Origin of the sequence: Rheinheimera sp. KL1, from assembly GCF_001275035.1 — a bacterium.
In the GTDB taxonomy this organism is placed as follows: domain Bacteria; phylum Pseudomonadota; class Gammaproteobacteria; order Enterobacterales; family Alteromonadaceae; genus Pararheinheimera; species Pararheinheimera tangshanensis.
In genome coordinates this window covers 21522-47456 of the sequence record NZ_LAMX01000033.1, presented here as the reverse complement: position 1 = coordinate 47456, position 25935 = coordinate 21522, and the positions used below count along the sequence as shown (strand labels likewise).

Sequence of the window (25935 nt, the reverse complement as noted above, 5' to 3'; positions counted from 1 at the left end):
AAAGTGGTTTATTCATCAGGCATTTACGGAAAATTTAATGCAGCACGAACAGCCGGACCATCAGGATATCAGAGAAGTTGCGCCCGACACTTTTGTTGACGAGACGGGCCATCAACTGACCAAAAAAGAAGTTCGGCAAATAGTCACGCCTCATGCTTTTTTTGTGGCTGATGAGCTGATAGGCCAGCCTTTGGCCAAACCCCTGCGTCGTGGGGTTGCCATGGGTATAGACGGCTTAATTATCAGCGGTCTGGCATCGGCCAGTCTGATATTTGTGTTACCCACTATGCTGTATTTATGCTGGAACAGATACAAAACCCACAACAGCAATCATCTGTTGCTGATGGTGTTTGCAACTCTGGCTATGCTGGGGACTTTAAGCTGGGCGCCACAGCTGGTGCAAGAACAGGAGCAGGATAGGACCTCAGCCTCAGACATGAATTTAACCCCGCATGCAGGTGCTGAACTGGCTAAAGTGTCGATAGAGTTGTCCAGCAAAGCCTGTGATGACAGATGCGTCGAAGACAAGATAAAAGAGCTGGCGCTTGAGCTGCAAGAGTCTGGAGTCAGTGCTGAACACCAGAGAGATTTGCTGAATGAGGTGTTGGATATCACTGAGCTTAAAGGTACTGAAAAACGTGCTTTACTGGATCAGTATGTAACAGAACCCACAGCAGTGGCTGCGGAGCCCGTTGTTACTAAAACTGAAGCTGTCAACGAAGAATCCTCTTCAATCTTGGATAAGCTAAAAAACTCAGATTACAGCCTGATCAAATGGGTCAAAGGCATACTGGCCGACTTTGGCCTGGGTTATGGTTGGGCTATGGTTTATTTTACCTTTTTTGTCAGTTGGAATAACGGCCAGACCATAGGCAAGTTATTGACTGGTATTCGTGTGGTGCAACTGGATAACCAGTCTTTGACCTTGTGGGCCTCCTTTAGCCGGCAAGGTGGTTACGGCGCAGGTTTTGCAACAGGACTGATTGGGTTTGCGCAGATTTTATGGGATCCAAACCGACAAGCGATACAAGATAAAGTCGCCAGCACTGTCGTGATCCAACAGCCTTGAGCGAATAAAAAATCTCGGCAGGTCGTGGTCGTATTAAGCTAGAATAGCCACCAATTTAGCAACTCATCAAAAGAAGTTGCATTTATGACAAAGGTATTCTGAATGAAAAATGTGCTGATCAGCGGCTCAGGCCTGTTTACTCCCACCGAAATTGTCACCAACGAAGAGTTAGTGGCCAGTTTTAATCAGTATGTCGATTTATTTAACGCACAATATGCTGCTGAGATTGCATCAGGCGAATTGGCTGCACTGGAGTATTCCAGCTGCGAATTTATTGAAAAAGCCTCAGGCATCAAATCCCGCCATGTGTTGCACAAAGAGGGGATCTTAGACCCAGCCGTGATGATGCCGGTTTTCCCTAAGCGTGGCGAAGACGAGCACCCTGAAATGGTGGAGATGGCGATAGTGGCAGCGCAGGAGGCCATGGCGCAAGCCGGTAAGACGGCCGCAGATATCGATCTGATTATTTGTGCTGCGTCTAATATGCAGCGGCCTTATCCGGCTTTGTCTATCGAACTGCAACAGGCTTTGGGCGCAACAGGTTATGCTTTTGATATGAACGTGGCTTGCTCATCCGCTACTTTTGCTATTAGCAATGCGGTGAATGCCATTCGTGGTGGTATGGCCAAAGTGGTGTTGGTGGTCAATCCTGAATTTGCCTCACCCCAAGTGAATTACACCAGTCGTGACAGCCACTTTATTTTCGGTGATGTCTGCACCGCTACTATTATTGAAGCCGAAGATACAGTCACTTCAGAGAATGCGTATCGCATTCTCGGCATGAGTTTAAAAACTGAATTTTCTAATAATATCCGTTGTGATGTAGGGTATACCGAACATTGCCATCCGCAAACTGATCCAGACACCCCCTTTTTCAAACAACAAGGCCGTAAGGTGTTTAAAGAATTACTGCCGATAGTAGCCGATGTGATTTTAAATGAGATGCAGCGTTTGGCTGTAACTCCGGATGATCTAAAACGTTTATGGTTGCATCAGGCCAATATTAATATGAATCTGTTTGCGGCCAAGAAAATCTTAGGCAGAGATCCTTTGCCCGAAGAAGCTCCGCTGGTGCTGGATACTTATGCCAATACAGCCTCAGCAGGTTCTATTATTGCCTTTCATAAACATAAAGAAGGTATTCAATCCGGCGAAAAAGCCATTTTATGCTCCTTCGGGGCAGGCTACTCCGTAGGTTGTCTGGTGCTGGAAAAACGTTAATTGATCAATGGGGAGCAGAGCAAAATGAAGCCGTTGAGTTTCATTTTACTCTGCTCCCTGTTAGTTTTTACAACTGCACGACTGAGTTTTGCTCATAGCTGACCTGAGTTGGCACATAAGCGTCAGCTTGCTCATCATTCAGCCAGGTTTGCCCATCTACCACATATCTGAACTGATACTGCTTCTCTTTGTCCAGATTTAAACTGGCAGTAAAATCACCCGTTTTAGTTTTTTTCATCAACACAGCTACGGGATCCCAGTTGTTGAAGTCTCCCGCCAAAGCGACAGTTTGAGCCTGCGGATACTGATGACCTGCAAAAGTAAAAGTGACTTTGCAGACGGGTTTCGTTTTTAAATACTGTTTACTGATACTCATAGCCGCTTCCTTCCTGAATTACTTTGGGTTTAAAACCACACTCTATTGCATCGTGATGACAATGATGTGTCTAAAAAATAACCAAATCTTGGTCATCTCCACCATAACGAAGCTACAGAAGTCCCCAAAAGAACTTTCTGGAATGGGTATAGATGATTTAGCTATTTATCTGCCAGACACAGACTGAAGTTGTAACTAAATATGTCGAAACTTCACGCAGGGTTCTGTCTGAACTTTTGATGAAGCAGGTCCAACCCCTCTGCAAGGCCTTTGTTTTAAGGTCTGACTGAAAAAAGAGACAACAAAAAAGAATAAATAGCGCACTACGGATTTTGGCGACTAATAAAAACCTTAACATCTACAGGTACAGTTCTGGCGTACACAAAGGTAAGATAAAGTCAGACAGTATTGTGACTAAAGGACTAAAAATGGCGGGCAAGTGGGTGAAAGCTGGGGTTCCTGTATTAATTGTGCTGGGCGCTGTAATTATTGCTTCAGCTCTGGTTGCGGGAAAAAAACCACCAGAGCAAAAAAAAGAAACACGTAAAGATTTGTTTGTTGAAGTAAAACCTGTCAGTCGACAAAACCTGACTTATCAGGTCTGGTCTCAGGGAACAGTGCAGCCTAAAGTGATCACCAGCCTGACCTCTGAAGTCAATGGAGTTATTGTTAAAGTAGCGGATAACTTTATCGAAGGGGGATTTTTCCGCGCCGGAGACTTATTGATCCAGGTCGAGCAATACGATTATCAAACGGCGGTTAAATTGGCCGAGGCGAATCTGGCCCGCGCACAGGCGCTATTAGAGGAAGAAAAAGCCCGCGGCAAAGTAGCGGCAAAGGAGTGGAGTGAGTTCAGCGCAGGTAAAGCTCCTGAACTGGGTTTACGCCGTCCCCAATTGGCACAGGAACTGGCGAATGTGCGTTCTGCTGAGGCTGAACTTGAAAATGCCCGCCGCAATTTAATCCGTACTGAAATACGGGCGCCCTACGATGGCATAGTCAAAGTTAAAAATGCCAACATTGGCCAGTTTATCAGCCGTGGTTTTAACCTGGGCACTATTTATGGCACAGAAGTAGCGGAAGTCCGCTTGCCTTTGTCAGATAACGATGTGGGCTATTTAAATATGCCTGGTTTCACCACCTCAGAGCAGCAGCAACCTGAAGTGTTGTTATCGGCAGAGGTGGCAGGACAGCCACTGAACTGGCAGGCCAGACTGGTGCGTACTGAAGGCATGCTGGATGATGAAAATCGGGTTATTTATGCTGTAGCCGAAATCAAAGATCCTTATCGTTTAAAATCAGACGGTCAGGCTCCATTGCGTTTTGGCCGTTTCGTCAAAGCCCGTATCGATGGTAAATCAGGCGACAATCTGGTGTTGGTTGAGCGGCACTTATTAAAGCCAGATCAAAAGGTGCTGACAATCAGTAAAGACAATAAGCTGCATATTCGCTCTGTTACCGTGCAACGGATGGACGAAGAGTACGCTTATATCAGTGCTGGCTTAGATTCTGCTGAACAATTAGTACTGACCGCTATTGCTAATCCTTTGGAAGGTATGGCATTGCGTACCTCGGCTGATACGGCAGTCGATCATGCAGAAAAAGAGAAAACAGCGATAGCGGCCACTGAGAACGGAGAGAAACGCTAATGCAGCCATTGGATCAAACCCATAAAGGCTGGTTAGCCTGGTTTGCCCGCAATAGCGTGGCATCCAATTTATTGATGGTTATTTTATTGCTGGCAGGTATCGCCAGTGTATTCACTATTAAAAAGCAAACCTTCCCTGAGATTCAGTTAGAACAGGTCACCATTCGGGTGGCTTATCTGGGTGCTGCGCCGCAGGAAGTGGAAGAGGGCATAGTTGATAAAATTGAGGAATCCTTACGAAGTCTCAATGGAATTAAAAAAATCCGCTCTAATGCGGTGGAAGGTTTAGCCACTGTCAATGTGGAAATTCAATCCGGATATGATATTCAGGAAGTGATGAACGAAATTAAGATGCAGGTGGACTCTATCTCATCTTTTCCCGAACAAACAGAACGTCCGGTAGTGTACAACACTAAATTCCAGAGCAATGTGTTGTGGTTATCTGTCTATGGCGATACCGACCAACGCGGCTTAAAAGAATTTGCCAAAGATGTGCGGGACGAGCTGAAAAAACTGCCTGGTGTTAGCAAAGTGGAAGTGGTTGGGGCTTTGGACTACGAGGTCTCCATCGAGGTGTCAGAGCATAAGCTACGCGAATATGGCCTGACCTTTAACCAGATTGTGACTGCAGTGCGTGGCAGTTCTGTGGATTTACCCGGTGGTTCTATTAAAGCGGATAATGGCAATATTTTACTCCGTGCCAAAGGCCAGGCCTACCGTCAACAAGACTTTGCCGACATAGTGCTGATCAACAGAGCCGATGGTACCCGTTTATTATTGGGTGATATCGCCAAAGTGAACGATGGTTTTGTCGAGATGGAGTCTTACTCTACCTTTAACGGCAAACCTTCTGTGTCGATTAAAGTGGATGCGGTAGGCGAGGACAATACCTTAAAAATTGCGGCTGCGGTGAAAGACTACGTCGGGAAGAAAAAGGCTGATTTGCCCGATAGTATGAATATAGATTATTGGGGTGACTCGAGTTATTACCTGCAAGGTCGGCTGGATCTGATGACGGACAATATGCTGATGGGCGCTTTACTGGTGCTGATCAGTCTGACGTTGTTTCTGGAATTTCGTGTCGCTTTTTGGGTGATGGTGGGTATTCCGGTCTGTTTCCTTGGCACTATAGCGCTGATGCCTTTGTCGATGTTTGATGTGTCGATCAATATGATCAGTCTGTTTGGTTTTATTCTGGTGCTGGGCATACTGGTGGATGACGCCATCATCATAGGCGAGAGTGCCTACACGGAAATTGAAAAATACGGCAAATCCGCCGAAACCGTGATCCGCGGCGCTCAGCGTGTGGCTATGCCTGCCACTTTTGGTGTGTTAACCACCATTGCGGCCTTTATTCCTATGTTGATGGTCGGTGGTCCTCAAGGACCGATTTGGGAGTCTATCGCCTGGGTAGTAATCCTCTGTCTGCTGTTTTCTATGGTCGAATCCAAGTTTATTTTGCCCGCGCATTTAATTGCGATGGACAGCAAGCCCTGGGATCCGGATCGCCATGGCATTTTTTATAGCTTAGGTCGTGCCTGCAGCAATGGACTTAAGTTTGTTCGTCTTAAAGTATCAGGGGCAACGGACAGTTTCGTTTATGGTCGTTACAAAAGGGCTATTGCGTGGTGCATTGAGTATCGCTACATCACGGCGACCAGCTTTTTCGCCATGATGGTGCTGATGATAGGTTTAATGGCTGGTGGTCATGTACGTTGGGTATTCTTTCCTAATATCCCAAGCGACTTTATTAATGCCAATTTAACTATGATGGAAGGCTCATCAGGCCAGGCGACAGTGCAAGCCATGCAACAGTTGGAAGCGGCTTTGGTCAAAACCAACGAGCAGATAGTGGCGAAGGGAGAAGAGGGGCTGATGAAGCACCGCTTGACCTTTACTGAATCAGACACTCGTGGTGAGCTGGTGATTGAACTGGAGAAAAGTGAAGGTCGTAACATAGATGCCAACGAGTTCGTCCGGTTATGGCGCGAGCAAATCCCGGAAATTGCAGGCATAAAAACACTACAAATTTTCTCTTCCACCAGTGGCGGTGGTGGCGGTGATATCTCGTTCCAGCTAAAAAGCAAAGAGCTTGATCAGTTGCGTTTAGCTACTGAAGAGTTAAAAGCTGCTATGGTCGCCTATCAGGGCGTTTATGATATTGAGGACAGTATCAGTGGTGGCAACGACGAAATAGTGCTGAAGATTAAGCCTCAGGCTGAGGCTTTGGGTATTACCTTGTCTGACCTGGCCACTCAGGTTCGTTACGGTTTTTACGGTGCTGAAGCTCAGCGTATCCAGCGTGATGGCGAAGAAGTCAAAGTGATGGTGCGTTATCCGAAAGAAGAGCGTCGTTCAGTTGGCAATCTGGAGAATATGAAAATCCGCACTGCCTCAGGTGCCGAAGTGCCATTTTCTCAAGTCGCTGAATACAAAGCTCAGCCCAGTTATTCTGCGATCAACAGGGTAGATGGTGAGCGTTCCGTCACTATTAGTGCTTCAGTAGATAAAGCGTTGGCCGAACCTATGAAGATCACGAAGGAGTTACAGGACAAAGTGCTGCCGAAACTTGCAGAAAAATACGGCATTGAAACGGCATTGGAAGGGGCCAGTCTGGAAGAAGCAGACGCCATGACTGACTTAGCCTTAGGTTTCCTGCTGGCATTGTTTGTGATTTATGCGCTGTTGGCTATACCGCTGAAATCCTATACTCAGCCGCTGATTATTATGTCAGTGATCCCTTTTGGTTTAATTGGTGCCATTTTAGGTCATATGTTGCTGGGCCTGAGTGTCAGCATTATGTCCTTGTTCGGTTTGATTGCATTGGCTGGGGTTGTAGTCAATGATTCGCTGGTGATGGTGGATTTTGTCAACGAATCGCGCCGCAATGGTATCCCATTAAAAGAGGCTGTGGTTGGTGCTGGAACCAGACGTTTCAGGCCTATTATGCTGACATCTTTAACCACCTTCTTAGGTCTTGCGCCTATAGTGCTTGAGAAAAGCTTACAAGCGCAAATTGTAGTGCCCATGGCAGTTTCACTGGCCTACGGTATTTTGTTTGCGACAGTGATCACTTTACTGCTGATCCCCGCTTTGTATGTGATACTCGATGACTTTTTAGGGGTATTCAGAAGTAAAAAGGCTGAAGATACAACCTACACAGTGGATGAGTTACCACAGCAGAAATGACATCACCCATAAAAGACGCCGAAAGGCGGTCTTTTATGGGGTATGCCGGCAACGAAGCACTGGTTTCAAGGACTCAGACTCATCCCCAAAGTCATTGATGTTGCAGCGAGGCGGCAAGCAAACGAGACCCCGGGAGCATAGCTGACTATGTGACTGGGGCGAGAGGATGCAGCCAACGAAGCTGCAGCTTCAAGGACGCAGGGGATTTAACATTCGATGATATTGACCGCTAACCCACCGCGCGACGTTTCTTTGTATTTGCTTTGCATATCACGGCCTGTATCCCACATGGTTTTTATCACTTTATCCAAAGTGACTTTGTGCTCACCCGTACCACGTAAAGCTAAGCGTGAGGCGTTGATGGCTTTAATAGAACCCATCGCGTTACGTTCAATACAAGGTACCTGCACTAAACCGCCGACAGGGTCGCAAGTTAAACCCAGGTTATGTTCCATACCAATTTCTGCAGCGTTTTCGACGTGATCGACAGAGCCGCCGAGGATCTCAGTTAAAGCACCTGCAGCCATAGAGCAAGCGACACCCACTTCACCTTGGCAGCCGACTTCAGCACCTGAAATTGAGGCATTTTTCTTATATAAAATACCAATAGCGGCCGCGGTTAACAGGTAACGGCAGTAAATGTCCGGCGTCACAGGCTGAATGTATTTGTCGTAATACATCAGGACGGCCGGAATAATACCTGCGGCACCATTAGTAGGTGCTGTCACTACACGGCCACCAGCGGCGTTTTCTTCATTGACCGCTAAGGCAAATAAATTCACCCAGTCCATCACTTGCAATGGATCGGAGCTTTTTTCCGCCATCAAGCGTTTATGCAGGGCAGGGGCGCGGCGTTTGACCTTTAAACCGCCAGGTAAAATTCCCTCGGTTCGAATGCCACGCTGCACACAGTCATACATGGTTTGCCAGATTTTTCCCAGCTCCTGCTGAATTTGTTGCTCGCTACGCAGCACTTTTTCGTTTTCCATCATCAAACCTGCAATGGATAAACCGTTTTCTTTACATAGCTTCATCAGCTCGGCGCCGCTTTCAAAAGGGAAAGGTGGTGGGTTGTCAGCGGCAAACTGACTGGCGGCCTCCTTTTCTTTGGCAAAATCTTCCGCTTTAACAATAAAACCGCCGCCTATTGAGAAGTAAATTTCGCTGAACAACACTTCATGACCAGCATAAGCTATCAGCTCCATGCCGTTGGAATGCTCTTTTAAAGTTTTGCGACGGTGAAAGACGATAGCGCCTTCGCGTGGGAACGCGACGGAATGCTTTTGATCCAGCAGAATTTGTTGAGTGTCATCGACGGATTTTAATAAAGCGGGGATCGCATCCGGGTTAATGTTTTCCGGTAAAAAACCGGACAAACCTAAAATGACAGCCTTGCCTGTCCCGTGACCAATACCAGTTTGGCCTAAAGAGCCAAAGAGTTCAGCTTTAACGCTGGTTACTTGATCAAATAAACCCATGGCTTGCAGGTTTTCACAGAATTTTTTTGCGGCACGCATTGGGCCTACAGTGTGAGAACTGGATGGGCCAATACCAATGCTAAACATATCAAAAGCACTAATAATCATTGGAGTCTGCTTTTCGTTATAAGAATTGGGCGCCATTCTAACGGAAGCAAATGAATTTCGTAACTCGCTTTGTAACTGGTCGGTGCTTAGTACAGCAGAAACTGTACGCGGTGCTGTTCTGATTTTGTTACAGTCAGTAAAAATGCAGTTGTTGTTTTAACGAATAGAGGATAGCCGCTGTTGCGCCCCAGATCAGATGTGGGCCATAGGGCATAAAGTGCACAAGATGCGACTGGCCATGCATAGCAAAATATTCACTGTGAATGTTTTGTGAGTCCAGTACGAAAGACAAAGGCAGCCAAAAGGCCGATTCTACCTCAGAGGCTTGCAGTTTGAGTTCAGCCTCCTGGTTTAACAAGGCGATCCAGGGCTGAATTAAAAAGCCAGTACCTGTGGCGTAGCTGGGGAGCTGGCCAATCAACTGCAGTTGCTCTGGAGTGATACCTGTTTCTTCATGAGTTTCACGCAAAGCGGCCTGATGGCTTTGCTCATTTGCCTCCATCTTACCGCCGGGGAAACTGATTTGGCCCGGATGGTGGCGTAAGTCAGAACTGCGTTTGGTCAGTAGCAGTTGCAATTCGCCTTGATACTCTCTTAATACAACCAGTACAGCAGCAGCTTTACTTTTCTCCATCTGCAACAACACAGAGCCTTTGGCTGGTTGAAGGGAAAAACGTTGTAAAAACTGCTGCCGGTTCATATGGTTAGTCCATCAAGGCTGATGTTGTTTCAGTGAGCAAAGGCAGGATCTTATTGACCTTATGGAAGGTCTCTGCGTATTCGGCATCGACCTGTGAGTCGGCCACTATACCGCCTCCGGCCCAGCAGTAAGCTTTGCCTTGCGCCATCACTAAAGTGCGGATAGCGATATTGCTGTCCATATTACCGCTGCTGTTGATATAGCCTACAGCCCCGCAATACACAGAGCGACTATTGGGTTCTAACTCAGCAATGATCTGCATGGCCCGCACTTTAGGAGCGCCGGTAATAGATCCACCCGGAAAAGCGCCGCGCAACAAATCACAAGCGTCAGCACTTGTGCTTAAAGTACCGGTAATAGTGCTAACCAGATGATGCACTGCGGGAAACGACTCGATGGCAAATAAAGCCGGTACTTTGACCGAGCCTGGTACACAGTGTTTGCCTAAATCATTACGCAGTAAATCGACAATCATCACATTTTCTGCCCTGTCTTTCGAGGCTGTTTGCAGCTCATCGGCGCTTTGCTTATCAAGCTGAGCATCAGCAAAACGTGGTCTGGTGCCTTTAATTGGCTTGGTTTCTACCTGACCCGCTTTGAGCTGTAAAAAGCGCTCTGGCGACAAACTTAATACGGCACCTTGGGGCAAACGCAAAAAAGCCGAAAAAGGAGCAGCATTTTTACTGCGTAAGGTTAAATATGCCTGCCATTCATCACCGCTGTAACTGGCTTCAAAACGCTGAGCTAAATTAATTTGGTAACAGTCACCACTTTTCAGATAGTTTTGTACCTGGTCAAACTTCTGGCTGTAGCTGGTTTTATCCATATTAGCTTGCCATGTTGTCGTGAGTTCAAAAGGTGTGATGTCAGCTGTATTATTAAAAAGTGCTGCTTTTTCTGTCCAGTGCGCAGCCGCATTGCCCCGGTAATCGACATACCACAGTTGCTGCTGTTGTTTATCTAAAATCAGGGCCCAGAGGTAAATACCAACCGCCATATCAGGAAGCAAAGTTCCTGCATCTGTCGCTTGTGGCACGGGTTCAATCACTGTGCCTAAGTCATAAGCAAAATAACCTAGAGCGCCGCCGATAAAAGGTAAATCAGCATGGTCTGATAACGTGGGTGTATCCGGAAAATAAGTATGGATAAGTTGCTGCAAGGCGCCAAAAGGATCCATTTGCAACAACTGAGGTTGGCCTCGTTCGGTTTGGATTAATTGACCCTGCTGATAGACAAGGGTCGCGACAGGGCGAGCCACTAAAATATCAAAGCGACTGTTGACGTGATTACTTGCCGCTGAGTCGAGCAACATGGCCCAAGGTTCTGCAGCTATTGCAGAAAAATACTCCAGCAGATGCGGCACTTTGGCATCTAACTTCAAAAACTGTGACATAAGTCGTCTCATAAAACGGGCTAATTCCGGCAAAAATACGCTTGTTGACTAGCCGCTGGATCTGTTGCGCTGTATGATATCAGCCCAACTGATATTAGTTAACCTGAACACAGGAAAAGCCGCTTTGTCTGGATGCAGAACAGACAGAGGCCAAAACACAAGAAAAGATAATGTTACCCTAAGTCATTGGAATTTCAGCGCAACGACAGCGAGTGAATCCCCGCAAGCATAGGCACTATGCATGCGGGGCGAAAATCGAAGTCAGTAAAGCTGCAGTTTCAACAGCGGCGGGGAAAACAGAAGGGCACAAAGAATATGACCGTAATTAGCCAGCAAGACTTTATCGACAGCATCGAAGATGCGTTGCAGTACATCTCTTTTTATCACCCGCTGGATTTTGTTCAGGCGCTTGAAAAGGCCTATCACAAAGAACAAAATCAGGCCGCCAAAGATGCCATAGCCCAAATCCTGATCAATTCCCGCATGTCGGCTGAAGGCAACAGACCTATTTGTCAGGACACAGGTATTGTCACCTGTTTTGTTAAAATCGGTATGGATGTCAAATGGGATAAAACCGATATGACAGTGCAGCAGATGGTGGATGAAGGTACACGTCGTGCTTACCTGAACCCACATAACCCGCTGCGTGCCTCTATTGTGGCTGACCCTGCAGGTGCCCGCAAAAATACCCAGGACAACACACCTTCTGTGGTTCATATCGATATGATCCCGGGTCATCATGTGGAAGTGGCTATTGCGGCCAAAGGCGGCGGTAGCGAAAACAAAACCAAAATGGTGATGCTCAATCCATCGGATTCAGTGGTGGAGTGGGTGCTGGAAACGCTGCCGAAAATGGGTGCTGGCTGGTGTCCGCCAGGCATGTTAGGTATAGGCATTGGCGGTACGGCAGAAAAAGCAGCAGTGCTTGCCAAAGAAGCCCTGATGGAGCCTGTGGATATTCAGGACTTACTGGAAAAAGGTGCTGAAACAGCCGACGAAAAACTGCGGGTTGAACTGTACGACAAGGTCAATAAACTGGGCATCGGTGCTCAGGGCCTGGGTGGTTTAACTACAGTGGTGGATGTAAAAATCAAATCTGTCGCTACTCATGCAGCGTCAAAACCAGTGGTGATGATCCCGAACTGTGCTGCGACCCGTCACGTGCACTTCCATTTAGATGGTTCAGGCCCTGCGGTGTTGACACCTCCGAAGCTGGAAGATTGGCCTGAAGTGACCTGGGAGCTGGGCAACAATGTTCGCCGAGTGAATTTGGATACAGTGACCCCTGCAGATGTGCTGGAGTGGAAAGCAGGTGAAACTGTACTCCTGTCGGGCAAAATGTTGACAGGGCGCGATGCGGCGCATAAACGTATCGCTGATATGTTAGCGAAAGGCGAAGCGCTGCCAGAAGGCGTCGATTTTAAAAATCGTTTTATTTATTACGTCGGTCCTGTCGATGCTGTAGGTTCTGAAGTCGTAGGCCCAGCCGGTCCAACTACAGCCACCCGTATGGATAAGTTTACCGACATGATGTTAGGTCAAACTGGCCTGCTTGGTATGATTGGTAAGTCTGAGCGCGGCGACAAAACCGTAGAAAGCATTAAAGAGCATAAAGCTGTCTATTTAATGGCGGTCGGTGGTGCTGCGTATTTAGTCTCTAAAGCTATTAAAAAGTCCCGAGTTGTCGCGTTTGCCGACTTAGGTATGGAAGCGATTTACGAGTTTGACGTTGAAGACATGCCTGTCACTGTGGCGGTTGACAGTCAAGGAAATAACGTGCATAAACAAGGACCTGCTATTTGGAAAGTGAAGATAGCTGAACTTGCCAATAACTAAAATTAATACATAACGCCCTGACCCTCAGGGCGTTTTTCTACCGGGAGAATCTATGAAAGCCTTGATCTTTCTGACCGCGGCTTTGTTAAGCGGTGCTGCTGTTGCCAAAACCCCACTTACTATTGAACACTTAAATAAACTCAACAAAGTTTACGATGTCGTAGTATCCCCTGATGGTCGTTACCTGGTGTATGGCCAAAAAAATGGCGGCTTTGCTCCAGCAGATACTAGTGCCGATCTGTATTTGATTGATTTGCAGCAAAACAATAAAGTCAGCCGTTTAACCTTTAACGACGACAAAGAACACAGTGTAGCCTGGAGCCATGATGGCAGTGCGCTGTATTTTATCGCCGGCCGTTCAGGGACCTCTCAAGTCTGGCGTTTGCCTGTAACTGGTGGTGAAGCTCAACAAATCACGGATTTGCCTTTGGATGTTGATGGTTTCTTAGTCGCAGAAGACAACAGTAAAATTGTACTGCAAATGGCCGCAAAGCCGGGTTGCGAAACCTTGTCCTGCACCGTCGAAGCGAAGCAAATCAAAGCCGGACAGCAAGACAGTGCTATGGTCTACGACCAGTTGATGGTAAGGCATTGGGATACCTGGGCGGATGAATTCAGAAGTCATTTATACATAGCAGATTTAACGGGCAAAAAAGTCACAGATGCCAAAGACTTATTGCCAGAATGGAACACCGACATTGCTGGTATTAAAGAAGTGTCATTTACGCCAGATGGTAAAAATCTGGTATTCAGCGCGAAAATTCCAGGTATCGATCAAGCCTGGCATACCAACTTTGATATTTTTCAGGTATCGGTTAAAGGTGGCGAAAAAGTCAATTTAACCCGCGATAACGCAGCCTGGGATGCCAAACCTTCATTTTCCAGCGATGGTCGCTTTATGGCCTACCTTGCGATGAAAAAACCAGTGTACGAGGCCGATCGTTTTGGTTTGATTTTATTGGATATGGTGACAGGTCAGCGCAAAGAGCTGGCACCAGAATGGGACAGGTCCATCAGTGACTACAAGTTTGGAGCGGACAACAGAACTATTTATGTCACAGCACAAGACACGGGCCAGCACGGTATTTTCTCTATCAACACCAGTTTTGGTGATATCAGCAAAGTCTATGCAGAGGGCACTGCCGGTGACTTAAATGTGGCGGGCAACAAACTTATTTTTACTAATCATAGCCTGGATAAACCTACGGATATTTACCAAATCACTGCTGAAGCCGGAGCGCCAGCCGCTTTAACTCAAATCAACAAAGAGGCGTTGGCAGATATTCAGTTTGCTGAATTTGCTCAGTTTAATTTCCTTGGAGCCAATGACGAAACTGTGCATGGTTACTGGATGAAGCCTGTCAATTACAAAGAAGGTAAGCAATACCCCATTGCTTTTATCGTGCATGGTGGCCCGCAAGGCAGCTTTGGTAATATGTTTAACTACCGCTGGAATGCGCAGTTATGGGCCGCTCAGGGCTATGGCGTCGTGATGATCGACTTCCACGGCTCGACTGGCTATGGTCAGGCTTTTACTGACTCTATTGCCCGCGACTGGGGTGGCAAGCCACTGATTGATTTACAAAAAGGTTTAGCTTTTATCACTGAAAAAGAAAAGTGGCTGGATGGTAAAAACGCCTGCGCTTTGGGTGCATCCTACGGCGGTTATATGATGAACTGGATTGCTGGTAACTGGCCTGAAGGTTTTAAATGTTTAGTCAATCATGCTGGTTTATTTGATATGCCAAGTTTTTATGGCAGTACCGAAGAGTTGTGGTTCCCTGAACATGATATGGGCGGCCCGGTTTGGAATAAAGACGGCGATTATCAGAAGTTTAATCCGTCAGCTTTTGTCGATAACTGGAAAACCCCTATGTTGGTGATCCACGGCTTAAAAGACTACCGCGTGCCTTATGCACAGGGACTAGCGGCTTTTACTACCTTACAGCGCAAGGGTATTGAATCCAAACTGGTGATATTCCCTGATGAAAACCACTGGATTTTAAAACCACGTAATGCCGAGCGTTGGTACAACGAAGTCTTTGACTGGATGAAATTGCATACCAGCAAATAAGCGGTACTGTTCGCGGAAGGCTGCCTGTGCAGCCTTCTTTATTTTTGTAATTTGCGTTGTGTTTCTTTATTGCAGCAATCAGCCGGATGATGTCTATGCAATTTTCCGATGTGCGTCATTACTGCCTTGAGTTGATGGGAAGCGAGGAGGATTTTCCTTTTGGTCCCGATCTCTATGTCTATAAAATAAAAGGTAAAATCTTTGCTATCCTATTCACTGGACAGGGCGAAGCGCGATTGAATTTGAAATGTGATCCGGATGAAGCTTTGGCTTTGCGAGATATTTTTCCGGCGATAAGCCCGGTTATCATATGAATAAAAAACACTGGAATACGCTGCGTTTAGATAACACTGTGCCGGAGCTGGAAATAAAAAGACAAATCGATCAGTCCAGACTATTGGTGCTCCAATCTTTATCTAAAGTACAGAGGCAGGCCTTACAGCTCGAACCAGATCAGAAAAATAAACGACACGGACAGACATGACTAAACCTGCTTACCCCTTAACTGCTATTCGAATTGTACTGCTTTACTGTGGTTTTGCGTTGCTGTGGATTTTTGGTTCCGACCATTTATTGCATCTGACCATCAGTGATCCTGAAGTAAATTCATTATTGGGCACAGTCAAAGGAGTGGCCTTTGTATGTATCAGCGGCTGCATCATTTATGTGCTGCTGGCCACCTGGCGAAAACAGCAGTTTTTTGATTCTGTCGTTTCAGTACGATACAAACAATTACGTGTTATTGCTGTTATTTTGGCGTTTTTGCTGGCTATACCCACTATGGCTTACATCACCAAATCGATTCATGGTAGCCAGCTAAAAACACAAGCCCTGGCCGATCTGCGCAACGTCACTGAGATTAAAAAACAGCAGTTAGAACTCTGGTTGGCGGAGCGGCAATACGATATCAATGGGTTATCCCGAGACAGCTCATTCCGGCAAGAATTACAGCATTACCTTGAGCAAGGAACACATAGCACACAGGTACAAAATCGATTGGCCGCTCTGATTACCGAGCACTCTTTTCATTCCGTATTGTTACTTGACCCCAAGGGTAAGCAACGTCTTTTATTAGGAAGCCCTCTAAAATTCGATGTCTGGTCTGCTGGACAAGACCAGGCTCAGCCAGCCACCCAATGCGATCACAGCAAGGTGGACGGATATTGCCAATTAAGCTGGTTTATACCACTGGCGATAGGGCAACAGATTTATCAGTTGGTCTTTGTGGTGGATACCAGCCTGTATTTATTTCCATCTATTCAAAACTGGCCTGTGTCCAGTCCAACCGCTGAAGTGCTGCTGGTACAGCAGCGAGGCCGTTCTGTGGTGTTTTTAAATCCATTGCGTCACCCGCAACTCTCTGCGACACACGATACTGATACTGATACTGATATTGATGGCCCGCTGTTGGTTGCAAAAGCATTGAGGCAGCGTCAATTTAATACGGCTGAAGAGTTAGATTACCGCCATCAGCAAGTACTGGGCGCTTATACACCGATACGGCAAACCAACTGGATGCTGGTCAGCAAAATAGATGTAGCGGAAGTATTGCAGCCTTTAGATACCTTGCTGCTGTGGCTGTCGATGATCTCCGGCACCTTGTTGATGCTAATGGTGCTGGGTGCTTTGTTGTATTGGCGCGAATTGATGCAGTCACATCAACTGGCATTAGCGGCTAAACAAACGGAGCAGGATAAAACGGTTCAGGCATTTTTCGATATGCCATTTTCTGGTATGGCCATATTATCCCGCACTCATCAGCCTTTTATCCGGGTCAATCAAAAACTGCAGTCTTTGTTGGGCTACTCCGAAGCTGAGTTACTCAGGTTGTCCTTGCGTGATTTGGCATTACACCCCGAACAATTTATGGCAACCAGTTTTTCATCTAAAGATCAAAATCTAGCCCAGACCGATATTCAGCTGCAACATCAATCAGGTCGTGTTTTAACCATCAAATTGATGATGCAACGATTTAGTCAGGAAGGCCAACCCGACCAGCTGTTGGCTACCTTTGATGATGTGACAGAGAAGCGCCAGCTTTATGCTGATTTAAATCGTAGCAACCAGCAACTGCTGCAAAACTCACAGCAACTGGATGCTATTTTGGCGGCCAGTTCGACCGTATTACATCGTATTGAGTTAGATGGCAGCCAGTGTAGAACCAGTTGGGTGAGTAGCAATGTCGAGCGTTTATTTGGGTACAGTGTAGAACAATCCTTACAGGAACAATGGTGGGAGAAGGGCGTTCATCCCGACGATAAAGCCAGGGCAGAACTCGCCGTTGAGCAAACCTTGTTGCATGGTCATTATCGTCATGAGTATCGTTTTTTTGATGCCGCTGGCTATTTACGTTTTATTCGGGATGACTTGCGTTTACTACCTGAGCTCACAGAAGGGCAGCAGCATATTATCGGAGCTATGGTTGATATTACTGAGCTCAGGCAAGCCAAACTGGAGCAGGAAGCCAGCAGCGATAAGCTGAAAACCTTATTTAATACCATGTCTGAAGGCTTGGTGTTACACGACAAAACCGGGGCAATAGTCGATGCGAATCCGGCTGCAGAGCGCATGCTCAACTGCAGTCTGGCAGAAATGCGAGCTCAGGAGCCAAGAGCCGAAGAGTGGAATACCATCTATGAAGACGGTTCTCAATACCCCACCGAACTTTATCCAAGCAATGAGGTGTTGCGTACCGGCGGACCTGTGCGCGATGTGGTGATGGGCATAGAACGTGGTCAGGTGCAACGCTGGCTCAAGGTGAATGCTGAACCCTTATTTGAACAAGAGCAGTTGTCTGGTGTTTTAGTGACAGTTGATGATATTAGCGCTGAAGTGCATTTTCGTCGGGAACTAAAGCAAAGAGCTTTAGTGATGTCGAATCTTGCCGATATGGCGGCCCGTTTTTTACAGCACAGTGACTGGTTACAGTTATTACGCAGTATGTTGCCGTCTATCACCCGAGCTTTGGATGTGGATGCTATTTATTTGTATAAGAATACAGTGCAACAAGAGCTGATCAGTGGTGCTCTGTTGACGCAGTGGCGCAGAGATCAAAAAGAACATGTCCGTACCTTCAAACAGTTAAACCATAGGTTATCCCGCTGGTATCCGGCGATTGAGCAATTGATGAAAGGAAATATGGTTGCAGGGCAGGCAAAAGACATGGATCCGATGTTGCAACCTGTACTGAAACGTTTCCGTATTCAGGCCATAGCTCTGATGCCAGTGATGGTCGATGGTGTCTGGTGGGGATTACTTGGTGTTGAGCAGCATCACAGATGCCGCGAGTGGAATCAGGTTGAACTGGATGCGCTAAAAATGCTGGCAACAGCTTTAGGCAACGCGGTGAAACGCCAACAGTTTGAATCGTCCCTGCAGCAGGCTGCAGCTGTGTTTGAAAGTACCCGAGAGGGGATTATGGTAACGGATGCGTCCAACCGTATCATTCAGGTGAATCAGTCGTTATTGCAGATGTTAGGTTATAAAGAGTCTGAAGTCGTTGGCAATACTCCTGCGATGTTTTCATCAGGACGGCACGATCAGGCCTTTTACACTCAAATGTGGCAGGAACTTTCTGAGCAGGGACACTGGCAGGGAGAAGTGTGGAACAGGCGTAAAAACGGAGAAATCTACCCTGAGCTGCTCAGTATCAGTACTATTCTCGACGCTGCCGGGGATATTAGTCATTATGTAGCTGTCTTTGCAGATATTACCCAGTTAAAAGCGTCGGAGCAGGAATTGGCGTATCTGGCGCATCATGATGTGCTGACTGACTTACCGAATCGCTTGCTGATGAGTTCACGGCTACAAAATGCGGTGGATTTAGCGAAACGGGATCAGCATCAGTTTGCGGTACTGATGATGGATCTCGATCGCTTTAAGTACATTAACGACAGTTTTGGTCACCCAGCTGGTGATGAGTTGTTAAAACTGGTGGCCGCCTCTTTGAAACAACGTTTACGTGAAATAGATACTGTGGCCCGCTTTGGTGGAGATGAATTTATTATTCTGCTGGAGCAACTACATCAAAGTGAAGATGCCGCTCGTTTCGCGACCCAATTGATCAACGATATGAGTCAGCCCTGGCTGTTAAGTAACAATGCGGAAGTCAGGATTGGTGCAAGTATTGGTATTTCTGTGTATCCGGATCATGGCACAGAAGGAGAGACGTTACTCAGCAACGCCGATGCTGCCTTGTACCGTGCTAAAGAGCAGGGGCGGGGGCGTTTTGCTTATTACTCTGATGATTTAACTCTATATGCCCGTCAGCGTATTGATTTAGAGGCTCGCTTGCGTGGAGCTTTGGCTCAGGATCAGTTTTTGGTGTATTACCAACCACAGCTCGAGATCGAAACCGGCCGCATTGTGGGTGCTGAAGCCTTGGTGCGCTGGAATGATCCTATCGAGGGACTGATAGCGCCAGCACGTTTTATTCCCATAGCGGAAGATACAGGACTGATAGGATCTATAGGGGATTGGGTGCTCGCACAAACCTGTCGTCAAGGGGCCTTGTGGCGCGAAGCAGGTTTACCCGATCTGAAACTAGCCGTGAATTTATCTTCACATCAGTTCAGTCATGGAAATATTGGAGCTCAGACAGCGCAGATCCTAAATGAGACGGGCTTCCCTGCCAGGTTCCTGGAGCTTGAACTCACGGAGAGCGCCATTATGTCGCGTGAACAACAAGCTGAGCTGGTGCTGTCTGACTTGCACCAAATGGGGGTCAATCTTGCCATTGATGACTTTGGCACAGGCTATTCTTCCTTTGCTTATTTACAACGTTATCAGTTGGATGTACTGAAAATAGATAAAAGTTTTATTGATGATGTGGCAGAGAATACTGAAAGTCAGGCCATAGTCACTGCTATTATCTCTATGGCACATATTCTCGGATTAAAAGCTCTGGCTGAAGGAGTTGAACAACAGGCACAGCTGGAGTTCCTGCGTCAGCAAGGCTGTGATTATTATCAAGGCTATTTATGCAGTAAACCTTTGCCCGCTGAAAAATTTGAACAACTGGTGCGCAATCAGAACTTCTGATTGCGTTATCTTAAGCAACAGACTGATCCGGACTGGCTGGTATTTCCAGCAATAACGCCAGCGCCTGCAATAACATGGCTTCCTGATCATTAACCAGCTCATCGGCCTGTACTGCTATTTTTAGCATCTGCCATAACTGTTGTTTCAGGCGTGGCGTACTGTGAATAAGGGCTGGCAACTGTTCAGTCAGCTGCGAGAGGCTCATAGCAGGACGAGCAGTGGCAGAAGGCAAAGCAAGCAGCTGTAAACCACTACTCCAGGCTTGCTGCTGTAATTTTTCATCTTTGGCCTGTTGGGCACACAACGACAGTAAGGCCAGCACAGATTGCTGAACCTGCGCCAGATTGCTGCTGCGATCCCTGCGATGCAACAGTGAAGGATTAAACTGACTGCCAACACAGTGTTGTAACCAATTCAGTATTGTCCATTCCAATAAATCTTCCTGACCATCACAGCGGCTCAGGTTCTGGCATAAGGTCTGAAATTCAACAAACTGCTGCTGCGACAACTGTTTTAAAGCCGGCACGGCTATTTGAATTAACTGCAGCTTTTGCTTGCCTGATAAACGACTGACTTCATCGTATAACTTATCGACATTCTGCAGCAGTTGATGGTCGCCTTGCGCTTTGACCATAGCCCACTGTTTTTCCAGATGTTCGCTCTGAAGAAGACAAGCACAGCACAAAGCTGGAGCTGAAAGGGCGTGACGGCTAGTCTCCAGCAAAAATGCCGGCAATACAGATAGCACCGCCGCAGATTGTCGCTGTCCGGTTTGAACTGTGGCTGAAGACTGTTCGCTGCTTTGCTGTTTCAGCTGTGTTTCGGTCGGGAAAACTCCGTCCCAGCTTGGATCCAGCCGTTTGATCCGTTGCTGTAAAGGCGGGTGCGTGGCAAATAGGCTGCTCCAGCGACTGATGGCTTCAGCAAAAAATAAGTGACTCATTTCATCTGCATTAGGGTTTTTAACCTGACTGCCGAACGTTGCTGCGCCTATAGATTTGAGTGCACCCGCTATGCCTGATGGATTTCGGGTAAATTGCACAGCGCTGGCATCGGCTAAAAACTCACGCTGACGGCTAACGGCAGCTTTGATCAGGCTGCCAAAAAAAGTGCCTAAATAACCCAATACCATCAGGCCTAAGGCTAAACCTAAAATACCACCACCATTGTCTTTTGATTTTGAGCTACCAGTCCCCACAGCTCTGTGACGACCCATGCTGCGAAGCAGGAAATAGCCGGAATGACCGATAAATTCAATGCCATGCAATAAGGCTATCAGACGGATATTCAGTCGCATATCGCCATTTAAGATATGACTGAATTCATGGGCTATCACTCCTTGTAATTGATCGCGGTTTAAAAGGTTCAGGCATCCCTGAGTAACGCCTATCACCGCATCAGCTGGCGAATAACCTGCAGCAAAAGCATTGATTGATGATTCGTTCATCAGGTAGACCGGAGGCACCGGTACTCCAGCTGCAATGGCCATCTCTTCAACAATATTCAGTAGCCGTTGTTGTTTGTCGTCCGCCAGTTGATAGTCCACCAGACGACCGCCCAGCGCTTTAGCGACCACTTGACCGCCCTGACTCAGTTCTGCCCGCTTGATGCTGACCACCACAGCGATCACGGCAAACACCAACAGGCTGATCCAGCCCATCATGTGCCACGGCAGTTGGCTGAACCAGTCCGGATGCTGTGGCCTGAGCAGCAGCTGATACTGCTCCGGCTCCATCACACCTAAAGTGACCATCACTAACAGATTGGTCAGGATCAAAAGCGTGATCACCGTCAGAGTAAACAGCAACACCAGGAGTTTGGTATTGCTGCGCGCCTGATCCTGAGCGGCAAAAAAGTTGCTAGCCATCGCGCTTAGAAACTGACTTTAGGTGCAGTCTGGATCTCTGCACTATCAGCAAATTCCAGCAGTTTGGCATCGTTTTGATGACCAAATAAACCGGCAAATATCACGGGCGGGAAACTTTGTTTATAGCTGTTGTATTCGGTCACTGCATCATTAAAAGCCTGACGGGCAAAGGCTACTTTATTTTCGGTGCTGATCAGCTCTTCGGTCAGCTGCATCATAGTCTGATTGGCTTTTAAATCAGGATAAGCTTCCATCACCATACTGAATTTAGTCATAGCACCTTGTAGTGCTGATTCTGCACCGGCCAGTTGACTGATAGCGCCTGCATCGCCGGGCTGAGCCGCAGCTGCTGCTAATTGGCCCATGGCACTGTTACGCGCAGCTATCACCGCTTCGAGTGTTTCTCGTTCATGGGACATATAGGCTTTGGCGGTTTCCACCAGATTAGGAATTAAGTCGTAGCGGCGTTTTAGCTGTACTTCAATTTGGGAAAAGGCATTTTGAAATCGATTTTTCAGCTTCACCAATTGGTTATAAATAGCCATGATGAAAAACAAAATAACAGCGGCGATCACTAAGCTAATGATGGTGGTCATGGGATTTCCTTATTACCAATAATAGAATCTATTCCGTGCCACTTTAGCATTGTAAAAATTAGTTGAATAGCTTAAGCACAATGCAGACAAAGTGGTGATGGGGTTGTCGCTTTATCGCTCTGTGTTTTACAGCAGTATGCTCACTTCATGCACCAATGAAAAAACAAAGGTCTGAATACAAAGCTACATACAATTAATTACAAAAGAAAAGTAGTTCTTCCCTCATGATTTGGTTGTTTGTTGCCGCTTTGGTGAAAAGCGTCCTCAGTCTTTTTTGACAACTGGGGGAGATGAAATTTTATTTAGTGTTAACGTGGAGTTAGTGGTATGGGCCCGTATTCTTTTGTGCAATCAGGTACAGATAAGTTAAAACGAAAACCTTGGCTGATGGTGCCTTTGTTCGCATTATCCATCACAGCATGCGGTGGGGGCGGTGACACAACTGCAGTACCTGATCCATCAGGTTCAGATAAACCACCTGTGATTGCTCCCCCCATAGTTACCCCACCTGTAGAAAATCCGCCAGAAAATCCGCCTCCGGTACAAGAGTTACCTGAACCCGAACTTGAGACTTTGCCTGATGTAAAAGCAGCTTCATTGCCCAAAGCCGGAGCCCCGTCTTTACCGCCTCCTCCTGCTTCTTTAAGAATTCCGGACAGTGTTTTAACAATGGCAGTCGCTCAAGCTCTCTCTGTTGTGAGCGTGACCTCTTCCGGTGATGGGAATGAAAACAATACGGCTGCCAAAGCTGCAGACGCAGATCTGACCAGCAGATGGGAAAGTGCCTGGGGTGATGATGTTAGTGATGCGGACAACGCCTGGCTCCAATTCGACTTTGGAGTAAAAACTGCCGTTGGTAAGATGACCTTGCATTGGGAGAATGCTCATGCTGCGGAGTATGCTATTTACATATCGGATGACGCACAGAATTGGTATCAACTGCGTTATGTCGTTGACTCTAAAGGCAAGACCGAAGAGTTTTTTAACCTGAATATGTACGCTCGCTACCTGCGCATTCAAGGCATAAGCCGTAAAACTCAGTATGGTTATTCTTTGTTTGAGGCCGAATTTGCAGCACCTGACAGCACAAACTCTATGCCTGAACTCAATACCTCTGCGATCACTTTTCCTTTAAATGGCTCAGGACGTGTTCCATTGCCAGCGCCGGTAAAGCCCATTGAGATGGTTCGCTTTACTCTGGCCGATGGCACCCTGGTGACCCGGTTTGGTATGGTTGGACGCTCGCGCCATGCACGCGAGCGCGGTGAAGACTGGAATGAAATTGGTTTTGGCGTGAATGACACTGTTGATCCAGCAGGCAAACCTTTAGATAAAGGGCCTGGCGCGCATTTAAATTTTGTCGCCAATTACTTTAAAAACCGCACCTGGGGTGTGGAGTTTATTGACAATAGCAATGTCGCTGGGGTCACTGAACCTCGTATTGTAGTGAACCAATATTACCAGCAAGCGCAAAAAGGTGGTGGGCACTCTTTTGTTCGTCGTTTTGATGAACCTGGAGTCACAGGTTTTGGTTGGATGAGCCCTGGTGATTTACTGGATGACTCGACCTATCAGGATCCTGGTGCCGCCTGCCCAGTAGTGGCAAAACCAGCCAATGGTGTCTTGTTACGTCCTGACAGCGGTTATAACGGAGTGATTGGCGCGAATGACGGCTGCAGCGTGGTGTTTGACCGCTACCCCGGCCACAGAGCGCTTTCTGCAAATGCCGATGGTGTGCTGGTCCCGAATGGTAGTTCTGTTGATCCCAGAGTCCTTCGAAAAGGTGACGTGATTGAGTTTACCGGGTCGTTTTTCTCTACGCGGGAGGCGATGGATGCCATAGGCGATAACGGTGCTTTTCGTTATTACACCAACGAGCTGACCTATGTGATGGGGCAAGGCTTGCGCCCTTGGTACGGTGTGCAGCCACGCCTGATGAACGAACCTCTGCCAGAGCACACCTTGCAGGGGGGCTTAGGCTCTGTTTCCTACGATTATGCCGACAATTCCACCTTTATATTTCAGCAGCCGCATAACACTATTGGGATGCAGAATATGCAACGTTTTATGGAAGGGCGGCGCTGGTTGCATACCAACTTATGGACAGGCGAGCATAACGAAGATGGCAATGATCGCAACGACGCAGGTCGTCAGTTGCAGGGGCCGCGTTTTAATCAATCATCCTGTTTCAACTGCCATGTGAATAATGGTCGTAGCGTGGCGCCTACGGTGCGTAACCAGAAGTTGGATACTATGGCAGTGCGGGTTGGTGCGACCGGAACCGACGCCAATGGCCATTATCTGCCGCATCCGATTTATGGTCAGGCGCTGCAAATGAATGCCCGCTCTGTCGAGACAGGAGCTTTGCAAAACTGGGGTAACGCTGCCTGGGTTGCTGATTTTGTCAGCCGAAACGTCAGTCTTGCCGATGGCACGCAAGTAGAGCTGCGTAAAGCCACTGTTGCTTTTGAAGGACCTGAACCTGAAGTCTATTCCGTCCGTCAGGCCCAGCCTTTAATAGGGATGGGATTATTGGAGGCGATCTCTGATGAAACTATTTTATCCAGAGTTCGCAGCACACCAGACGCTGATGGTGTATTGGGGACAGCGAACTATGCGTACGATCCCGAAACCGGAGAAGTACGCTTAGGTCGCTATGGCTGGAAAGCCAGTAAAGTGAGTATACGTCATCAGGTAACTAATGCCGCTTTGCTGGATATGGCGGTGACCTCTTCTGTCTATCCGAAACAGGCCTGTTTAGCTGGTCCACAAGATTGCGACAGCGCAACAGCTGAGCCGGGTTTACCGGATGAGGCCGTGACTGCGATGACACAGTACTTGCATTTATTAGCTGTACCGGCGCAGCGCAGTGTCATAAGCGGTTTTCCTAAAGGGGTTTCTCCTCTGGCCTATCTGGATGTCGATCCAGCCCAAATAGCGGCTGGTGAAAAAGTCTTTAAGGATATTCGCTGTGTGGCTTGTCACGTCAGTGAAGTGAAAACCAGCGCTCGCTCTGAGTTTGACGAAGTGCGTAACCAGACGATTAAACCTTACACAGACCTGTTACTGCATGATATGGGACCAGAACTTGCTGATAATTTTAGCGAAGGTCTGGCAACTGGTAGTATGTGGAGAACTCCGGCACTTTGGGGCATAGGCTATACCCAGTTTGTGGCTGGTGGCACTCCGGCAGGTTATTTACATGATGGCCGCGCCCGTACCTTAACCGAAGCTATTGTATGGCACGGTGGTGAAGCTGAAGTGATTAAAAATCGCTTTGTGAACTTGCCTACCGCTGAGCGTGAAGCTTTATTAGCGTTCCTGAACTCCTTGTAATATC

Annotated in this window: 15 protein-coding genes; 9 read left to right on the top strand and 6 right to left on the bottom strand. The window is 47.3% G+C overall.

The genetic code is table 11. The annotated features are described in order from the left end of the window. The first annotated feature begins 37 nt into the window (after nt 1-37). Nucleotides 38-1069 carry an RDD family protein gene (locus WH43_RS18175; protein WP_053425980.1) on the top strand — a complete coding sequence of 344 codons (1032 nt, stop codon included), beginning with the start codon at nt 38-40 and terminating at the stop codon, nt 1067-1069. Between the two features lie 102 nt (nt 1070-1171). Then, entirely contained in the window at nt 1172-2290 is a 1119-nt protein-coding gene (locus WH43_RS18170; protein ID WP_053425979.1) for a beta-ketoacyl-ACP synthase III, read from the top strand. Between the two features lie 67 nt (nt 2291-2357). Here WH43_RS18170 and WH43_RS18165 read toward each other — a convergent pair whose 3' ends face one another. Then, nucleotides 2358-2666 carry an isoamylase early set domain-containing protein gene (locus WH43_RS18165; protein WP_053425978.1) on the bottom strand — a complete coding sequence of 103 codons (309 nt, stop codon included), beginning with the start codon at nt 2664-2666 and terminating at the stop codon, nt 2358-2360. Between the two features lie 428 nt (nt 2667-3094). On the opposite strand from WH43_RS18165, the gene WH43_RS18160 reads away from it, so the two are divergent. Next, nucleotides 3095-4315 carry an efflux RND transporter periplasmic adaptor subunit gene (locus tag WH43_RS18160; protein ID WP_053425977.1) on the top strand — a complete coding sequence of 407 codons (1221 nt, stop codon included), beginning with the start codon at nt 3095-3097 and terminating at the stop codon, nt 4313-4315. Next, entirely contained in the window at nt 4315-7503 is a 3189-nt protein-coding gene (locus tag WH43_RS18155) for an efflux RND transporter permease subunit (protein ID WP_053425976.1), read from the top strand. The genes WH43_RS18160 and WH43_RS18155 overlap by 1 nt, the downstream gene beginning before the upstream one ends. A 206-nt stretch (nt 7504-7709) precedes the next feature. Here the strand turns inward: WH43_RS18155 and WH43_RS18150 are convergent, their stop codons facing one another. The 3 genes from WH43_RS18150 to pabB all read right to left on the bottom strand — a co-directional run bounded on the left by WH43_RS18150 (nt 7710) and on the right by pabB (nt 11182). Beyond that, nucleotides 7710-9089, bottom strand: a complete 1380-nt coding sequence (locus tag WH43_RS18150) for an L-serine ammonia-lyase (RefSeq protein WP_082335855.1) — start codon at nt 9087-9089, stop codon at nt 7710-7712. A 133-nt stretch (nt 9090-9222) separates the two neighbouring features. Beyond that, a complete protein-coding gene (locus WH43_RS18145) occupies nt 9223-9789 on the bottom strand; it encodes a CoA pyrophosphatase (protein ID WP_053425975.1) in 567 nt (188 codons plus the stop codon). Between the two features lie 4 nt (nt 9790-9793). Continuing rightward, nucleotides 9794-11182, bottom strand: a complete 1389-nt coding sequence (gene pabB / locus WH43_RS18140) for an aminodeoxychorismate synthase component I (RefSeq protein WP_053425974.1) — start codon at nt 11180-11182, stop codon at nt 9794-9796. Between the two features lie 315 nt (nt 11183-11497). Here pabB and WH43_RS18135 point away from each other — a divergent pair, with 315 nt between their 5' ends. The 4 genes from WH43_RS18135 to WH43_RS18120 all read left to right on the top strand — a co-directional run bounded on the left by WH43_RS18135 (nt 11498) and on the right by WH43_RS18120 (nt 20132). Next, on the top strand, nt 11498-13018 hold the full coding sequence (locus WH43_RS18135; RefSeq protein WP_053425973.1) for a fumarate hydratase: 1521 nt from the start codon (nt 11498-11500) through the stop codon (nt 13016-13018). A gap of 52 nt (nt 13019-13070) precedes the next feature. Then, nucleotides 13071-15092, top strand: coding sequence for a S9 family peptidase (locus tag WH43_RS18130; RefSeq protein WP_053425972.1), 2022 nt, complete (start codon nt 13071-13073; stop codon nt 15090-15092). 95 nt (nt 15093-15187) lie between these two features. Beyond that, nucleotides 15188-15406: an MmcQ/YjbR family DNA-binding protein gene (locus tag WH43_RS21230; protein ID WP_286050004.1), complete on the top strand. Its 219-nt coding sequence runs from the start codon at nt 15188-15190 to the stop codon at nt 15404-15406. A 166-nt stretch (nt 15407-15572) separates the two neighbouring features. Beyond that, the gene (locus WH43_RS18120; RefSeq protein WP_053425971.1) at nt 15573-20132 is read left to right on the top strand and encodes a sensor domain-containing protein; all 4560 of its coding nucleotides are present in this window, start codon (nt 15573-15575) and stop codon (nt 20130-20132) included. A gap of 10 nt (nt 20133-20142) precedes the next feature. Here the strand turns inward: WH43_RS18120 and WH43_RS18115 are convergent, their stop codons facing one another. Together WH43_RS18115 and WH43_RS18110 are read right to left on the bottom strand one after the other, a co-directional pair. Beyond that, nucleotides 20143-21999 carry a M48 family metallopeptidase gene (locus WH43_RS18115; RefSeq protein WP_053425970.1) on the bottom strand — a complete coding sequence of 619 codons (1857 nt, stop codon included), beginning with the start codon at nt 21997-21999 and terminating at the stop codon, nt 20143-20145. Nucleotides 22000-22004: 5 nt separating this feature from the next. Continuing rightward, a complete protein-coding gene (locus tag WH43_RS18110; RefSeq protein WP_053425969.1) occupies nt 22005-22595 on the bottom strand; it encodes a LemA family protein in 591 nt (196 codons plus the stop codon). A 327-nt stretch (nt 22596-22922) separates the two neighbouring features. Between WH43_RS18110 and WH43_RS18105 the strand changes: the two genes are divergently transcribed. After that, a complete protein-coding gene (locus tag WH43_RS18105; RefSeq protein WP_053425968.1) occupies nt 22923-25931 on the top strand; it encodes a di-heme oxidoredictase family protein in 3009 nt (1002 codons plus the stop codon). Nucleotides 25932-25935: the final 4 nt, after the last annotated feature.

Coding starts and splice junctions, on each gene's coding strand:
- WH43_RS21230 (WP_286050004.1), top strand. CDS start 15,188: ATGCAATTTTCCGATGTGCGTCATTACTGCCTTGAGTTGATGGGAAGC.
- WH43_RS18115 (WP_053425970.1), bottom strand. CDS start 21,999: ATGGCTAGCAACTTTTTTGCCGCTCAGGATCAGGCGCGCAGCAATACC.
- WH43_RS18160 (WP_053425977.1), top strand. CDS start 3,095: ATGGCGGGCAAGTGGGTGAAAGCTGGGGTTCCTGTATTAATTGTGCTG.
- WH43_RS18105 (WP_053425968.1), top strand. CDS start 22,923: ATGGGCCCGTATTCTTTTGTGCAATCAGGTACAGATAAGTTAAAACGA.
- WH43_RS18120 (WP_053425971.1), top strand. CDS start 15,573: ATGACTAAACCTGCTTACCCCTTAACTGCTATTCGAATTGTACTGCTT.
- WH43_RS18135 (WP_053425973.1), top strand. CDS start 11,498: ATGACCGTAATTAGCCAGCAAGACTTTATCGACAGCATCGAAGATGCG.
- WH43_RS18110 (WP_053425969.1), bottom strand. CDS start 22,595: ATGACCACCATCATTAGCTTAGTGATCGCCGCTGTTATTTTGTTTTTC.
- WH43_RS18145 (WP_053425975.1), bottom strand. CDS start 9,789: ATGAACCGGCAGCAGTTTTTACAACGTTTTTCCCTTCAACCAGCCAAA.
- WH43_RS18150 (WP_082335855.1), bottom strand. CDS start 9,089: ATGATTATTAGTGCTTTTGATATGTTTAGCATTGGTATTGGCCCATCC.
- WH43_RS18175 (WP_053425980.1), top strand. CDS start 38: ATGCAGCACGAACAGCCGGACCATCAGGATATCAGAGAAGTTGCGCCC.
- WH43_RS18130 (WP_053425972.1), top strand. CDS start 13,071: ATGAAAGCCTTGATCTTTCTGACCGCGGCTTTGTTAAGCGGTGCTGCT.
- WH43_RS18170 (WP_053425979.1), top strand. CDS start 1,172: ATGAAAAATGTGCTGATCAGCGGCTCAGGCCTGTTTACTCCCACCGAA.
- WH43_RS18165 (WP_053425978.1), bottom strand. CDS start 2,666: ATGAGTATCAGTAAACAGTATTTAAAAACGAAACCCGTCTGCAAAGTC.
- WH43_RS18155 (WP_053425976.1), top strand. CDS start 4,315: ATGCAGCCATTGGATCAAACCCATAAAGGCTGGTTAGCCTGGTTTGCC.
- pabB (WP_053425974.1), bottom strand. CDS start 11,182: ATGTCACAGTTTTTGAAGTTAGATGCCAAAGTGCCGCATCTGCTGGAG.